The sequence below is a fragment of the Helicobacter sp. 13S00482-2 genome (genome assembly GCF_002272795.1).
Lineage (GTDB): Bacteria > Campylobacterota > Campylobacteria > Campylobacterales > Helicobacteraceae > Helicobacter_J.
This window is the reverse complement of the sequence record NZ_MLAT01000007.1, coordinates 1-15,437: the sequence shown is the minus strand read 5'-3', so window position 1 is coordinate 15,437 and position 15,437 is coordinate 1. Positions and strand designations below refer to the sequence as shown.

The 15,437-nt window shown below is 32.9% G+C and carries 15 protein-coding genes and 1 tRNA gene; 11 read left to right on the top strand and 5 right to left on the bottom strand.

Annotated features, from left to right (window positions below):
- Positions 1–2,370 carry a ribonucleoside-diphosphate reductase subunit alpha gene (locus BKH42_RS04715; RefSeq protein WP_095295421.1) on the top strand — a complete coding sequence of 790 codons (2,370 nt, stop codon included), beginning with the start codon at positions 1–3 and terminating at the stop codon, positions 2,368–2,370.
- 49 nt (positions 2,371–2,419) lie between these two features.
- Here the strand turns inward: BKH42_RS04715 and BKH42_RS04710 are convergent, their stop codons facing one another.
- Positions 2,420–4,993: an AAA family ATPase gene (locus tag BKH42_RS04710; RefSeq protein WP_095295419.1), complete on the bottom strand. Its 2,574-nt coding sequence runs from the start codon at positions 4,991–4,993 to the stop codon at positions 2,420–2,422.
- A 220-nt stretch (positions 4,994–5,213) separates the two neighbouring features.
- Between BKH42_RS04710 and BKH42_RS04705 the strand changes: the two genes are divergently transcribed.
- From BKH42_RS04705 to BKH42_RS04670, 9 genes are all read left to right on the top strand, one after another.
- Positions 5,214–6,572, top strand: a complete 1,359-nt coding sequence (locus tag BKH42_RS04705) for a S41 family peptidase (protein WP_095295417.1) — start codon at positions 5,214–5,216, stop codon at positions 6,570–6,572.
- Positions 6,572–7,282 (top strand): phosphoribosylaminoimidazolesuccinocarboxamide synthase, encoded by a 711-nt coding sequence (gene purC / locus BKH42_RS04700; RefSeq protein ID WP_095295415.1) that lies wholly within the window; start codon positions 6,572–6,574, stop codon positions 7,280–7,282. The genes BKH42_RS04705 and purC overlap by 1 nt, the downstream gene beginning before the upstream one ends.
- Before the next feature lie 10 nt (positions 7,283–7,292).
- On the top strand, positions 7,293–7,538 hold the full coding sequence (gene purS, locus BKH42_RS04695) for a phosphoribosylformylglycinamidine synthase subunit PurS (RefSeq protein ID WP_095295413.1): 246 nt from the start codon (positions 7,293–7,295) through the stop codon (positions 7,536–7,538).
- A gap of 3 nt (positions 7,539–7,541) precedes the next feature.
- Positions 7,542–8,204: a phosphoribosylformylglycinamidine synthase subunit PurQ gene (purQ, locus tag BKH42_RS04690; protein ID WP_095295411.1), complete on the top strand. Its 663-nt coding sequence runs from the start codon at positions 7,542–7,544 to the stop codon at positions 8,202–8,204.
- Positions 8,201–9,325 carry a GW dipeptide domain-containing protein gene (locus BKH42_RS04685; protein ID WP_095295409.1) on the top strand — a complete coding sequence of 375 codons (1,125 nt, stop codon included), beginning with the start codon at positions 8,201–8,203 and terminating at the stop codon, positions 9,323–9,325. Before purQ ends, BKH42_RS04685 begins: the two co-directional genes overlap by 4 nt.
- Entirely contained in the window at positions 9,312–10,010 is a 699-nt protein-coding gene (locus BKH42_RS04680) for a lysophospholipid acyltransferase family protein (protein WP_095295407.1), read from the top strand. The genes BKH42_RS04685 and BKH42_RS04680 overlap by 14 nt, the downstream gene beginning before the upstream one ends.
- A 60-nt stretch (positions 10,011–10,070) precedes the next feature.
- Positions 10,071–10,146: transfer RNA gene (locus tag BKH42_RS04675), tRNA-Ala, on the top strand.
- Positions 10,147–10,825: 679 nt separating this feature from the next.
- On the top strand, positions 10,826–10,996 hold the full coding sequence (locus BKH42_RS09480; protein WP_180673979.1) for a hypothetical protein: 171 nt from the start codon (positions 10,826–10,828) through the stop codon (positions 10,994–10,996).
- Positions 10,997–11,314: 318 nt separating this feature from the next.
- On the top strand, positions 11,315–11,761 hold the full coding sequence (locus tag BKH42_RS04670; protein WP_180673978.1) for an ImmA/IrrE family metallo-endopeptidase: 447 nt from the start codon (positions 11,315–11,317) through the stop codon (positions 11,759–11,761).
- An 86-nt stretch (positions 11,762–11,847) separates the two neighbouring features.
- Here BKH42_RS04670 and BKH42_RS04665 read toward each other — a convergent pair whose 3' ends face one another.
- From BKH42_RS04665 to BKH42_RS09475, 4 genes are all read right to left on the bottom strand, one after another.
- A complete protein-coding gene (locus BKH42_RS04665) occupies positions 11,848–12,660 on the bottom strand; it encodes a hypothetical protein (protein WP_095295403.1) in 813 nt (270 codons plus the stop codon).
- Entirely contained in the window at positions 12,650–13,090 is a 441-nt protein-coding gene (locus BKH42_RS04660; protein WP_095295401.1) for a type II toxin-antitoxin system antitoxin SocA domain-containing protein, read from the bottom strand. Before BKH42_RS04660 ends, BKH42_RS04665 begins: the two co-directional genes overlap by 11 nt.
- Before the next feature lie 208 nt (positions 13,091–13,298).
- Entirely contained in the window at positions 13,299–14,105 is an 807-nt protein-coding gene (locus tag BKH42_RS04655; RefSeq protein ID WP_095295399.1) for a hypothetical protein, read from the bottom strand.
- Between the two features lie 53 nt (positions 14,106–14,158).
- Positions 14,159–14,329 (bottom strand): hypothetical protein, encoded by a 171-nt coding sequence (locus BKH42_RS09475; protein ID WP_180673977.1) that lies wholly within the window; start codon positions 14,327–14,329, stop codon positions 14,159–14,161.
- Between the two features lie 450 nt (positions 14,330–14,779).
- On the opposite strand from BKH42_RS09475, the gene BKH42_RS04650 reads away from it, so the two are divergent.
- On the top strand, positions 14,780–15,437 hold a 658-nt coding region (locus tag BKH42_RS04650; protein ID WP_143428549.1), incomplete at its 3' end, for a hypothetical protein.

The following is a 15,437-nucleotide window of genomic DNA, read 5'->3' as shown; positions in this document are numbered from 1 at the left end:
GTGATAACGGTTATAAAACGTAACGGGAGAGTCGAAGTCCTGGATATCTCAAAAATACAAAAGTACACTTCAAGTGCTGTAAAGGATCTCACTGGTGTGAGTCAAAGTGAGCTTGAAGTGGATGCTAAAATCCATTTCAAAGATAAAATTACCACCGAAGACATTCAACAAACATTGATTAAAACAGCCGTGGATAAGATTGATATGGATACTCCTAATTGGACATTTGTAGCAGCTAGATTATTTTTGTATGATCTTTATCATAAGGTGACAGGATTCACGGGTTACAACACTTTGAGAGAGTATTTTGATAGGGCAGAAAAAGAAGGAAAAATTCTCAAAGGATTTAAAGAAAAATACGATTTAGAATTTTTGAATGCACAAATTAGACCTGATAGAGATTTGCAGTTTAATTATTTGGGAATAAAAACTCTCTATGATAGATATCTCATAAAAGATAGGCAAGATAATCCTATTGAGCTTCCTCAACATATGTTTATGGCAATTGGAATGTTTTTAGCACAAGATGAAAAAGAAAATCGCAACGAATGGGCAGTTAAGTTTTATGATGTTATCAGTAAATTTGAAGTTGTGACTGCCACACCCACTTTGGCGAATGCTAGAACAACCCGTCATCAATTGAGTTCTTGCTACATAGGAAGTACGCCAGATAATATTGAAGGTATTTTTGATGCTTATAAGGAAATGGCATTATTATCTAAATATGGCGGTGGTATTGGTTGGGATTTTAGCCGAGTTAGAGGTATGGGAAGTTTTATAGATGATCACCAAAAAGCTGCAGGGGGTGTTGTTCCGTTTTTAAAGATTGCCAATGATGTTGCTATTGCTGTAGATCAGCTTGGTACTAGAAAGGGAGCCATAGCAACTTATCTTGAAGTTTGGCATAATGATATTGATAGTTTTATTGATTTGCGTAAAAATAGTGGCGAAGAAAGATTGCGTGCTCACGATCTTTTTCCTGCACTTTGGATCTGTGATTTATTTATGAAAAGGGTTCAAGAAGATGGCTTGTGGAGTCTTTTTGATTCTTATCAGTGTAGTGATCTCACGGAGTTATATGGCGAAGATTTTGAAAAACGATACATTGAATATGAAAATGATCCTTCGATAATTAAAGGCACTGTCAAAGCAAAAGAACTTTGGAAGAAGATTTTGACCAATTATTTTGAGTCTGGACTGCCTTTTTTATGTTTTAAGGATACAGCAAATCGAGCAAATCCTAATCCACATGTCGGGATTATAAGAAGTTCAAATCTCTGCACTGAAATTTTTCAAAATACAAGCCCTAGCCATTATGTGGTGCAAGTAGAATATTGTGATGGCACTATGGAGTACTTTGAGGAAAAAGATGAAGTCACTACCGATGTTGGTATCATAAAAAAAGCCAATAAACTGACCAATATTGATTCGCTCAATGGAAAAAAGATATTTATCACGACTAAAAAACAAGTTGATGGAGAAACCGCAGTGTGCAACCTTGCTAGTGTGAATCTGAGCAAAATCCACACACAAGAGGATATTCAAAGAGTTATTCCTATTGCTGTTCGTATGCTTGATAATGTTATTGATTTGAATTTTTATCCTAATCGTAAGGTAAAAGCAACCAATGCACAAAATCGTGCCATTGGACTTGGCGTGATGGGAGAGGCAGAAATGTTAGCTACCCAAAAAATACATTGGGGCTCTGAAAAGCATTTTCAAAAAATTGATGAAATTATGGAAGCTATCAGTTACAATGCAATTTTATCAAGTTCAAATCTTGCAAAAGAAAAGGGCAAATATCCTCAATATGAAGGCTCAAATTGGAGTAAGGGAATTTTTCCAATTGATAGGGCAAATAAGGAAGCTCTTAAGCTTGTAGATCGTGGAGGACTTTTTGGTAGTAGTTGTGATTGGTCTGCCCTCAGAGAAACCGTAAAGAATCAGGGTATGCGGAATGGTTATTTGATGGCAATTGCACCTACAAGTTCAATCTCCATTCTTGCAGGAACGACTCAAACTATAGAGCCTATTTATAAAAAGAAATGGTTTGAGCATAATTTAAGTGGAATGATTCCTGTAGTTGTACCCAATCTTACTCTTGATACCTTTGAATATTATACTTCCGCATATGATATTGAACAATTTGAACTAATCAAAGCCGCAGCAATCAGACAAAAATGGATAGATCAAGGTCAAAGTACAAATATTTTTATGCGTCTTGAAAAAGCAAGTGGAAAGCTTTTGAATGATATTTATATGCTCGCATGGAAACTTGGTTTGAAATCCACTTATTATCTCAGAAGCGAAAGTCCTACGATTGATGATAATGTCATGGATAGATCCATTGAATGCGTGAATTGTCAATAAACTTATTGATATGAAGTGGCTTCTCCCGCGACTTGCAGGAGAAAGCTAGTCAGTTTATTTTTGCGATTATCTCTTCATCTTTTGTATCAAAAATGACCTCATTGCCTTCTTTAACTTTGTCTTCTAGTATTAATTCTGCTAGAGTATCTTCGATTTTTTCATAGAGTGCTCTTTTGAGTGGTCTAGCACCATAAACAGGATCAAATCCTGCTTTTGCTATAAACTCTTTGGCTGCTTGAGTGATCTTGATTTGGATACCTCTTTCGATCGCCTTTTTAGCAATATCTTCAAACATAATTTCTACAATTTCTACAATACCTTGAATATCTAATGGATTGAAAATAACAATATCATCAAGGCGATTTAAAAATTCAGGTTTAAAGTATTTTTTGAGAGCTTCATTTACTGTTGCTACTTTTTCTTTCTGATCTTTAATTTCTATTATTTTATCACTGGCGATATTGCTTGTGAGAATGATGATAGTATTTTTAAAATCAATTGTTACTCCTTTGTTATCTGTAAGCCTACCATCATCAAGAACTTGTAAAAGAATATTAAAAACATCAGGATGTGCTTTTTCAATTTCATCAAATAGCACTACAGAATAAGGTTTTCTTCTCACAGCCTCAGTGAGTTGTCCGCCCTCTTCATATCCAACATATCCTGGAGGAGCTCCTACTAAGCGACTTGCAGCGTGTTTTTCCATATATTCACTCATATCAATTCTAATAAGATTTTTATCACTATCAAAAAGAAACTGAGCCAATGATTTTGCACTTTGAGTTTTTCCAACTCCTGTAGGACCCAAGAACAAGAAACTTCCAATAGGTCGGTTATTTTCACTCAATCCAGCTTTGTTTCTCTTGATAACTCTAGAAATTGCCTTGAGAGCCTTTTCTTGGCCAACCACAGTTTTTCTAAGCTCATTTTCAGTATTCAATATCTTATCTTTTTCACTTTGAAGCATCTTTTTTATTGGGATTTGTGTCCATCTACTCACTACTCCTGCGATACTTTCTTCTGTCACTGCATTTTTAAGCAATGTTCCTTCTGATTGCATTTTATCCCATTTCGCATTGAGTTCTTTTTCTTTTGCCTCATTTTCAGGGATTTTGCTATAATCAATCTCAGCTGCCTTGTTGTAATTCCCATCTCTTTTGGCAAGTTCAGATTCGCGCCTTAGTGAATCTATATCACTTTTGATTTGTGCGATTTGTCTGAAAACATTTTTTTCGTTTTCAAATTGAGCTTCTAAGAGATTCTTTTCTTCAATGGCATTGATAAGTTCTTTCTCTATTTCTTCAATTCTTGCCTGATTGCTTTCTTTTTTTTCCATATTCAATGCTTGTTTTTCAACTTCAAGACGTTGGATTTGACGTTTTATACTAGATAACTCTGTTGGTTCGGACTCAATTTGCATTTTTAGTTCTGCTGCTGCCTCATCAATAAGATCTATGGCTTTATCGGGTAAAAATCGCTCAGTGATATATCGGTTACTTAGCTTGGCTGCAGCAACAAGTGCTGAATCTGTTATATTTACATTATGATGAGCTTCTAGTTTTTCTTTTATTCCTCTTAAGATCCCTAAAGCTTCATTCACGCTTGGTTCATTTAAATTAATAGGTTGAAATCTTCTTGTAAGAGCCGCATCTTTTTCAAAATATTTTCGATATTCTTTGAGTGTTGTAGCTCCTATCGTGTGAAGTTCTCCTCTTGCAAGTGCAGGTTTTAATATATTTGCTGCATCCATACTGCCTTCAGAAGCACCTGCCCCTACGATGGTATGAATTTCATCAATAAAGAGTACAATATTTCCAGCTTTTTTAACTTCTTCTATGACTTTTTTGAGTCTTTCTTCAAACTCTCCTCGATATTTTGCTCCTGCAACTAAAGCACTCATATCAAGGGCTATGACACGTTTATTTTGTAATGACAAAGGAACTTCTTTTCTCACTATTCTTTGTGCTAGTCCTTCTACAACAGCAGTTTTACCCACACCTGGTTCTCCTAACAAGATAGGATTATTTTTTGTTTTTCTTATTAGTATTTGCATCATTCTAGAGATTTCTTCATCTCTACCAATAACAGGATCTAGAGTATTTTCGAGTGCTTTTTTTGTCAAATCTATACCAAACTTCTCCAAAGATTCAAGATTGGCATCATCGTTTTCATTTTGTATCTTTACTCCTCCACGCATAGCTTCTAGAGTTTTTTTAAGTTCTGTCATATCTATATATTTTGAAAAAACATTCATGAAGCTCTCTGTCTTCAGATTCGCGATGATAAAACTATCAAGTGCAATATATTTATCACCATTTTTTGTTGCAAACCCTTCAGCTTGATGCAGATTTTCTTGGAGATTTTTACTGAGTGTTATATTTTCTTTTGAAATGTTTGAAACCTTTGGTAGTTTATCCACAAGGGCTTTTGCTTCAAATTCTAAATTTACCTTATCTATGTTCATTTTATTAAGGCATTGATTGAGTACTGATTGGGTATTAGCAAGCATTGCCCATATTAAATGAGTGGTATCAACCTCTTGGTTTTTTGAATGTACAGACAAAGAAACAGCTTGATCAAGGGTTTCTTTTAATTGATTGGTCATTTTGTCAAATATATTCATAGCTGACTCCTTAGATAAAATTATATATGATGTCATTATATAAGTTTAGTCTAATAATGTCAAGTTATTTTATTGCTTTATGCTAAGGTTTTATCATTTTAAATTTGAGATTCTTTGACATTACGATAAGATTTAGACAATAATAATAGTATTGTTTAATGAAAAAAATCAAAATTTTAGATAGAATTAAGTCCAAAATAAAATTCATAGGCGGTTTGTGATGAATAGATATCTGGTTTCTGGCGTACTGGTTTCATTTTTAAGTACATCTTTATTGTTTAGCGGACTTTCTGCTCAGGAAGAAAAAAATGCATCCATAACGCAACAACAGAGAATACAAGCCTACAATAAGCTCACAAAAATAATAAATACCGTTGAAGCCTATTATGTTGATGATATTAATATCAATGAAATTGTTGATAAAGCTATTGATGGCTTGATGACCAATTTAGATGCCCATTCAGGCTATCTGACAGAGAAAAAATTCAAAGATTTGAAGGTGCAAACTGATGGTGAGTTCGGAGGATTGGGCATCACAATTGGAATGAAAGATGGTGCTTTGACAATTATTGCACCCTTAGATGATACACCTGCACAAAAAGCAGGACTTAAAAGCGGAGATGTGATTCTTAAAATTAATGGCGAGAGCACCTTAAATATGAGCATTGATGACGCTGTTAATATTATGCGTGGAAAACCGAAGACTTCTGTAAAATTAACGGTTGTTAGAAAAGGGGAATCAAAGCCTTTAGATTTTGATATCACTAGAGATATTATCAAGGTCAAATCCGTGCATTCTAGAAAAATAGATGGTACCGATTATCTTTACATAAGAGTGAATTCTTTTGATAAAAATGTCACCCAAAGCGTTCTGAATGAACTAAAAAAATCAAACAAAATTGAAGGAATTGTTTTAGATCTTAGAAATAATCCAGGTGGATTACTCAATCAGGCCGTGGGTTTATCAGATCTATTTATAAAAAGCGGAGTGATTGTTTCTCAAAAAGGAAAGATTAAAGAAGAAAATGTTGAGTATAAGGCTAATGGAAATGCACCTTATGCAAATCTTCCTATTGTTGTGCTAGTTAATGGTGGAACTGCTAGTGCCAGTGAGATTGTTTCAGGAGCATTGCAAGATCACGATAGGGCGATTATTGTTGGTGAAAATACATTTGGAAAAGGGAGCGTTCAAGTCGTTCTTCCTATCGACAAAACAGAAGCAATCAAATTGACCACAGCAAAATACTATCTCCCTAGTGGCAGAACTATTCAAGCTATTGGAATCAAACCCGATATATTGGTACATCCAGGTCTTGTTCCTCAAAATGAAAGTAGCTTTGAAATAAAAGAAGCAGATTTAAGAAATCATTTGGAAAATGAGTTACAAAAAACAAACAATGAAGCTGGAAATAAAAAATCTGCTGAAAAAGCAGATAAAAAATCTGAAACAAAAAAAATAGAAGATATCAAGCTAATCACTCAAAAAGATATCAATACTGACATTCAGCTAAAAACAGCTATTGATGTGCTTAAAGCTTGGAATATTATTAAAATATCAGGAAAAACTAAGGCTCAATAATGGATAAGGTGAAAATGCTATATGAAGGAAAAGGAAAGAAGCTTTATAGTACGCATAAAGAAAGTATTCTAGTTGCTGAATTTAAGGATGATTTGACGGCTTTTAATGCCGAAAAAAAAGGAAGTGAAAGTGGCAAAGGTGAACTTAATTGTCAAATCACTTCTTTTTTGTTTGAGCTTTTAGAAAAAAATGACATTAAAACTCATTTTATTAAGCGAATTGATTCTAAAAATATCCTTTGCAAAGAAGTGAAAATTATTCCCATTGAGGTGGTTGTTAGAAACGTTGCTACAGGATCTTTGACAAAGCGTTTAGGAATTTTAGATGGAAAGGTTTTGCCCTTTTCGCTTGTAGAATTTTACTACAAAGATGATGCCCTTGGAGATCCACTTATTAATGATGAGCATTGCAAGATACTTGATATTACTCAAGATGTCCAAGAGTTGGATTTTCTAAGACATCAGGCCAGAAAAATAAATTCTGTTTTAAAACAATTTTTTGATTCTAAAAATCTTAAGCTGATTGATTTTAAGTTAGAATTTGGCAAGGATGCTGATGGAAATATCATTCTTGCTGATGAAATCAGTCCTGATAGTTGTAGATTTTGGGATAAAGACACGAACGAGAAGCTTGATAAAGATCGATTTAGACAGGATTTAGGAAATGTTAAACTTGCTTATGAAGAAGTTTTAAATAGAATATTATCTTAAGGGTTACTAGATGATTATTGAAATCAATGTGAGTTTGAAGCGTGGTGTTTTAGATCCACAAGCTAGAGCTATTCACCAGGGACTAAAATCTCTGGGATTTTTAGATGTTGCTAAAGTTTGTTTGAGTAAAAAAATTATTCTTGAATTTGAACACAATGATAATCAAAAAGCATTATTAGAGGCTGAAAAAATGGCAAAAGAACTTTTGGCAAATACGATTATAGAAGATTATCAAATTGAATTAAAAAAAGATTAAAAGATGGTAGTTGTTCTATGCTTTCCTGGCACAAATTGTGAAAGAGATATGGAATATGTTTATAGGGAGATTTTACATCAAGAAACTCTTATCTTGTGGCATCAAGAAACTTCACTTCCAAAAGATACAGAACTTGTAGTCATACCTGGTGGTTTTAGTTATGGAGATTATTTGCGAAGTGGTGCTATCGCTAGATTTGCTCCAATCATGAAGAGTGTTATTGCGTATGCAAATAATGGTGGAATTATTTTGGGTATTTGCAATGGATTTCAGATACTCACTGAAGCAAGATTGCTTCCTGGAGCATTAAAACGCAACGAAAGACTTTTATTTATTTCAAAAACCCAAAAACTCAAAGTTGTCTCAACTAACAATAAATTTTTATCCTCTTATGGAAAAAATCAACAAATTTCATTGCCTATTGCACACGCTGATGGAAGTTATTATGTGGATTCAAAAACTCTCCAAGAAATGAGAGAAAATTCTCAGATTTTGCTTGAGTATGTGCATAACCCCAATGGGTCAATAGAATCTATTGCAGGAGTTTGCAACAAGGACAAGAATATTTTTGGCTTGATGCCTCACCCAGAACGTGCCATAGAAGAAATTCTTGGAAATTCTGATGGTTTGTCTATGCTGAAGGGATTGCTAGGGGCGAAGAAATGAAAAAAAATCTTTTTTTGAGTATTATTTTTATTCTATTTTGTCATTTTTTATACTCAGATGATGATAATGGATCAATACCACCAAGTATGATTGACTCAAATAAGGCAAAGATCATCTATGTAAAAGTTGAAAATCTTGATGAAATTTCAAAAAGTTCTATTTATGTAGGACAAAACATAAAAATCACCTACAGTCTATTGCTTTTTTCAAATGCTCGTTTTGTTGGTACTGAATTTGTTGGGGGGATTGATGAAAATCAATTGATTTTGCGTAACCCAAATACCAAATGGAAATTATCCGCTGATGGTTCCTATCAGGCCGTTTATGAATATAAAATCAAAACAACTGATGCCATCATTCCCCCATTAAAAGTGATTGCACTATCAAGTGATGGTGGCTATAGTGATTCTTCTACCTCTCCAGCCATCAAATTAAATATCATTGATTTGTATCAGAATAAAAAATATGTAGGTGTTGTCGCTGATGAATTGAGTGTTAGTAGATATAGGACAAAAACTTATGATAACCTGAATAACATTTTAGTCTTTGAATTAGAGAGCAAAAATTCAAATTTAGAAGATATGAAAATACCCAATGTTCCCAAGCAAGGATTTGAAAGTAGTAATTTTGACACAGATAATCCCGAAGGCATTTATTATTGCATTTTGCCTAAGAATATCCAAGATATTAGTTTTGAATATTTTTCATTACAAGAAGATAAATTTAAAACTATCAAGATGAGGATTATTCCTGTAGATGATATTGTAAGCACACAAGATGATGTCAAACCTAAAAATAATTTCTTGTTATTTTCAAATATTTTTACGATGGTCATTCTTATTCTTCTTTTGATTGCATATTTTGCATTTAAAAGAAGAAAAATCTTTTTGGTTCTTTTTGTAATTTTATTGGTTTATCTCCTTTGGAACACATTTTATACTCAACAAGTGATTCTTTTAAGTGGCTCTAAAATAAGAATTTTACCTACTTATAATTCAACCATTTTGGAAATTCCTACCAAAGATGAGAGGGTAGAGATTATTGATAGACATGGGAAATATTACAAGATAAAAACCGATGATGAAAAAACAGGATGGGTAGATAAAAATGATATTAAATAAGCTAAAGGGTATTTACGCTAGTTTAGTTATTGCTATAGGATTGGGAGCAATTGTCTTTTTTATTTTTTTCTGGAAAAGAGATCATAATGCCAGACGAGTAAGAAAGTATTGCCGCTTGTTTTTTGACTTTTGTGGAGTCAAGCTTGAAAAAGTTGGAGATTTTGATCTGAGTGCCGACCTTATTATAATGAACCATCAAAGTTATGTTGATATTATTATTTTGGAGGGTTATCACCCCAGAAATATTTGTTGGGTTGCAAAAAAAGAGCTCGGGAAAATACCTTATTATGGGTATGCATTGAAGGGGCCTGAAATGATACTCATTGACAGAGAGGACAAAAAAGGTCTTGTGTTCTTGCTCAAAGAAGCCAAAGAGAGACTAGCTCAAAATAGACCTCTTGTGATTTTTCCTGAAGGCACTAGGAGTTCTGGAGGGGAGAAATTTCTACCATTTAGAAGTGGAGCTAAACTTCTAGCAGAAAAATTCAATCTCAAAGTTCAACCTATTGTCCTTATCAATAGTCGAAAGGTTTATAATAGCGATACCCTAGAATCCACAACCAATTCAATGAGGATGGTGATTTTGGATTCATTTGTGCCTGAAGCAGGGAGTGATTGGTATAAAAAATTAGAATCCCAAATGCAAGAAGTCTATCTAAAAAACTATAGGGAGTTGAATTCTTGAATGAGAGTTTATTTTATAGTATAATACGAACCTTCTTGAATTTATTGTTTTCTATTTTTTGGGGTGTTAGCTCAGCTGGGAGAGCGCGACGCTGGCAGCGTCGAGGTCAGGGGTTCGAACCCCCTACACTCCACCATTACATTTTATGCCCTTTTCTTAAACTTTCATTTTATTTCATTTTAACTCCCAAACTTTCCTAAATACGAGATTTGTTTGATATAATCATTTTCAATTGAACTCCTAAAATTTCATTTACTTTCATTTAATTTCATTAAAAAAAGGGGACAGATTGGGGACAGAAAAAAATATAAGTAGCTCAAAATATCAGGGCGTAAGATATAAAAAACTAAGTAATGGAGATATGGCTTATTATTTTGCTTAAGAGGTTCAAATCATTTTTATAAACAAACACTATTTTGATTTTAAAAGAAGAATGATTTTAATTTCTGTGTATTGAAATTCTCTATTACTCCTCCTTATTTAGGTTCTCCTAACCCCATCCTCGCCACTGCGGTTTTAGCTACTCTAGCAATGATAAACAAGCTTATAAAAAAGCACAGAGCTATTTTAAATCCATCAATGCCAACAAGAAAAGGGCAACTTAGAGTTGCTAGGAAGACCCATATACACAGGTTTTAATTGGAGTTACAAGTAGATAGGCAAACAAGTGGCATCTATATCTCTATGATATTTAAAAGTCTCTCATAGAATCATTTTAAGCAACTCGTGCAAATCAGTGGAGTTTGGTTAGAATAAATGCTTGAATATGGAATTTTTTTTACTATTAGTGTTGTAAATTTATAAAAGGCCAAGGTATGGAAATGTCAACACTCACCACAATCTCAGGTTGGGCAATTGGTATTGTTGGGGTTTTTGTAACAATTATGGCAGTATTTATTGCAGTATATGGGATCTATTTTCAGAAATCCTTATCATCAAATGCAAAAAGAGAGATTCTAGAGAATACAAACAATAAACTCAATTAAGTTTTAAAAGATTCAAAAAATATAGAGGATTTTCTCAAGATTGCCCTTGAGAGTGAAGGATTTAAAAATAGATTTTCAAATTTTATAAACATAGAAGTAGAGAATATTTTAAATTCTAGGGAATCACTAAAATGTGAGGATCTAGAATTTTCTAAAACTAAAGATTTAAATGGTACCATTAAACAGAAGATTAGTCAAAAGGAGTGAAAATGAAGCTTGAAAAACTAAAAACAATGCTCATAGACAAGACTCCAGAGGATATTATAAAATTATTTGAAATAAAATCCCGTAGATATTAAGGCACTTATAAGAGATGGATTGAATATCACTATTGATGAAAAATTAGATTGGGATAAATTAGCCCTAGATGGCTGCGTTTATCTTAAGAATGACTATCCTGAAATTTGGCTTAATAATGGCGTCTCAGAGCCTAGACAAAATTTCACACTAGCTCACGAGTTAGGGCATATCGTGAATGATATTTTACCAGATGTTGAAAAATATATAAATCCTATAAAAGATGACTACGATACTCTATATAGGAGCGGAGTGAGCCCGATGGAAAGAAAAGCAAACGACTTTGCAGCAAGACTCTTAATGCCCAGTGATTTTATTGCCAATGAGGCTAAGAAGCTTACTGAAAGTGAGGATTTTGAGCAAATCACTTTAGAAGATGTTATTAAAAGATTGGCAAGTCGTTTTAGAGTCTCTTATGATGCAATGAAATGGAGACTTGTGAATTTAGGATATGTCAAAAAAAGATAGAGTGTTTGGCTAATAGGGGGGGGGGGATTTTACTCTAGCAAAGCCACTTGATGAATGGCTAATTAAAAAGCATAGGCAGTAAATATCTAACAATAAGATAAAAAAAGATAAAAACCCCCATCGCATATCAATATAAAAAGCATCAATATATTAAAGCTGACAATAGCCTTATCTTTAAAGATACAATCAGGGTTCTTCTCGCCTATATTTTTGATAAAGCGAAAGAGATAATAAAGAATATTCGTGGTAAAACAACAAATGAAGATCATCATAAACACCAGTCGATAGATACTGCTTTTATCGATGTTCGCAAACACGGAGGTTGAAAAGATAAAACCACCCACAAGGGTTAAAACAATCGAGGCAAAGATTCCTAAGATGGTGATGTATTGGTTTTGTTGATTTCTGATACTTGCTTGAATATCCTCGCTATCTTTTTTTAAGTTTTGAAGTTGGATTTGAGCATCTTTTATGTTTGTTTGAATAATCTTATTGTTGTCTTGTAGGTTTTGAAGTCCGTTTTGGGTGTTTTCTATGGACTTGTTTATATCTGATAAACGATTTTCTATATCTGAGAAACGATCTTTATAATATCCTACACGAACGAATTCAAGGTTGATATGATCCCATAGCTTAGTCAGCTGATGAAGATAGTGTTTGCTATCTTCATCTTTATCTTCTTCTATTCCCTCCTTAACAATTCTAAGATTTTCGACTAGTTTTTCTAGATCAGCACTTTTTAAAATCTGGGCTGTGATATCAGAATAATGATGCCTAAAATCTCTATCAGAGTATATTTTTCTGATCTCTTCCTTAGCTCTTTGATATTTATCATCAGTATCAAATTCTTCTGTAGAAATTCTTTTTAAAAAAACTAAAATTTTCTTATTAGTATCCAAGAGCTTCCTCTTGAATTAGATTATCAGGAATTGCAATATCTTTATAGTCTTCCCCATCTTTGTATACTTTTATCCACGCACCATCTGGATTATGGCTTCTTTGGACAAGTTCCCAAGGTTTCAACTTGATACATTCATCTAGAATCTTATCTATTGACTTTTCTTCTTCGGGTTTTAATTCAATATGACATTCTTGGATATCATCAATGGTAAATCCACCATAGATTCTAAACTTATTATAGACACTCTTTATCACGGGTCCATATTGCCAAGCTTTAAAACTTTCATCATCGATAAGTTTTCTATGGGTTTCTCTCAAAAATCCTAAATGAACAAAATATGTAATTTTTTGGAGCTGAAGATTGCTGATAGGTTTGCCCTTTTCTATGCATTTATTGATAATATATTTAGCTACATCTAATGCTTTCATAACATACTCCTTCTTCAATTATGTGGAATATTATAACACTAAATATCCAATGTTATAATAAAAGCATTCAGATTCCTATATATAGAGTTTAGATAGGATTCAGTTAGTTTTTTATACGGAATTTTGCTATTAGTGTTGTAAATTCATAAAAGGCTAGGGTATGGAAATATCAACACTCATCACAAAATCAGTGATTATGGATTGGATTCTAGTTATCTTTATTTTCTTCAAGCAACCTATTCATGAATATTTTGAGCAATAAATAGATGAAAAGAAAATTTATAAAAATAGCCGTGACCAAGATATTCTTAAATATCACATTCAAAATAGCATTATTGACTTTTGAAAATAGCAAATACAACATTGATAGCACGATACACATTAAAGCCCAATGAGCACTGTTAATGAAATAAGCTTTTAGCGTGTGTATTTTTCGTTGGGTTTGCTTTTTGGGGTCAATTTCATTGTATAGACTTTTTGCATACTTTGAACCATATAAGACAGACAAGCTAGTCATATAAAATCTATTTCTTCTAGTAAATTTTTTTCGCACTGTATCTTCTTTGTATCGTCCAGATGCATCTTTTTCTATATTGATAGATATTTTTTGTGTAAATTTTGAAACATTAAAAATAGATTCCATTTGGTTGTCATCTCTCCCAATGCAAATCAGAGACTGTAATTTATCGCTTTCTTTTTCAAAAAAATTAATGATTTTTTTTGGAAAAATATCTGTAATTTTTCTATTACAATATTTAAGCTTGATCTTCAAACTTTCTGCCTCACCTAAGCCAAATATATCTGGTTTGACATCAAAAAGCGATTTAGAAAAAAGATTATTTATTGACGTAAAACTTATGCTAGCAATTGTTTTAATGCTTTTAGTAAATTCTTCTAGATTTATGTACAGATTCTTAATTACCACCTCTTTTGAGAGCATATCAGTTAGATATTCTTGAAGAGTTTTTTTTGAGTTTTGAACTAGAAATATAAAAAATATGATTTTGAAAGCCATGAAAGGTCTTTTTGATAATATTGGATAAAGTTATTAGCCAAAATCCTTCAGATTTAGAGCAGGTAATTCCTCCCTTCGTTGAAGCTAGGGAGGGAGTCATCATCCTGTGCCTTAAGAATGATATCAAAAAGGATTATCAAAGGAGTTGCACCCCCACCATTAAAACCTTCTTTTATATCAATCACAGTGTATTTCATTCCTTTAAGAGCGATAAACAACAACACTTATTAACCATATCTCAATATTCAATTGTGTTCATTTTATCAATCCGCTTAAAAGGTCAAGAAAGACTAAAATTCCATTCCAAGTAAATGAAAGTAAATGAAAAAAACAGAGATTTCATTTACTTTTGAGTGAAATCAGAGGGGATTTGGAGTGAAATTGAGTTAAAATCAGTGAAATTTCTGCTGATGAATAGAATTCTTTCACTTTATTCAACTATCCTTTTCTCAATACATCATTTTGTCTTCTCAACTCTCCAAATTCCCATTTTATCGATATTTGTAAGATTGAAAAGTTTATTTAGAATGATTACTTTTGGATTTTTTTATGACAAGTTCTGTGGATTTTTCTTACTTTTTAAGAATGTTTTAAACATTATTTATTTGGAATGCAGTATAATTTCACTGGATTTAATGTATCAACAACAACAACTCAAATGATGAAGGATTCCTATGACAACAATGAATTTTTTACGTACCATACTGCACATCAGTGCCAAAAATACCGATGTAAGTGATAATTATTCTCTTGGGGGGGGGGGTTCAGATCTCTTAAAAGCTCCCTGTTCAAATCATTCTGAAGAATTTAACGATACTGAAGGTTTTGAATTTGAGAAATCATTAGATTTCCCTTATCATACTAGAGAATCTCAGAGTGCTAGATCTAGGAATGAACGATTTTCTGGAGATTTTCACAACCATAGTAGTGCTAAGCAATGGGATAGTTTGTTAGCATGTTCTGCTCAAGCTAGTCTTGATAAAAAGACAAGAGAAGGATTTGCCCCTGATGGTCCTTCAAGACCTGTGAATCCCAAATCCTCTAAAAAAGCATTTTTTCCTTTATTTTCATTAGTGCTTTCTACGCTTTTATTGCCATTCACAGCAGATATAGCACAAGCAGCTCTATCATCTTCAGATATAAGGCTTTTATCTGCAGATCATGGCAACCTCAATAGGCCTGAAGTTTATAGTTCAGGAGATGCCAGATGTCTTTTAAGTGGAGATAAAGCTTGTGGTAGAGTCACTCAGAGTTTTGCAAATATGTTCAACATCACTAAAAATTCAACCTATAGCGATGTTTATTATTTGAAATATAATTACAATATTGGCA

Coding starts and splice junctions, on each gene's coding strand:
- BKH42_RS04710 (WP_095295419.1), bottom strand. CDS start 4,993: ATGAATATATTTGACAAAATGACCAATCAATTAAAAGAAACCCTTGAT.
- BKH42_RS04705 (WP_095295417.1), top strand. CDS start 5,214: ATGAATAGATATCTGGTTTCTGGCGTACTGGTTTCATTTTTAAGTACA.
- purC (WP_095295415.1), top strand. CDS start 6,572: ATGGATAAGGTGAAAATGCTATATGAAGGAAAAGGAAAGAAGCTTTAT.
- purS (WP_095295413.1), top strand. CDS start 7,293: ATGATTATTGAAATCAATGTGAGTTTGAAGCGTGGTGTTTTAGATCCA.
- purQ (WP_095295411.1), top strand. CDS start 7,542: ATGGTAGTTGTTCTATGCTTTCCTGGCACAAATTGTGAAAGAGATATG.
- BKH42_RS04685 (WP_095295409.1), top strand. CDS start 8,201: ATGAAAAAAAATCTTTTTTTGAGTATTATTTTTATTCTATTTTGTCAT.
- BKH42_RS04680 (WP_095295407.1), top strand. CDS start 9,312: ATGATATTAAATAAGCTAAAGGGTATTTACGCTAGTTTAGTTATTGCT.
- BKH42_RS09480 (WP_180673979.1), top strand. CDS start 10,826: ATGGAAATGTCAACACTCACCACAATCTCAGGTTGGGCAATTGGTATT.
- BKH42_RS04660 (WP_095295401.1), bottom strand. CDS start 13,090: ATGAAAGCATTAGATGTAGCTAAATATATTATCAATAAATGCATAGAA.
- BKH42_RS04655 (WP_095295399.1), bottom strand. CDS start 14,105: ATGGCTTTCAAAATCATATTTTTTATATTTCTAGTTCAAAACTCAAAA.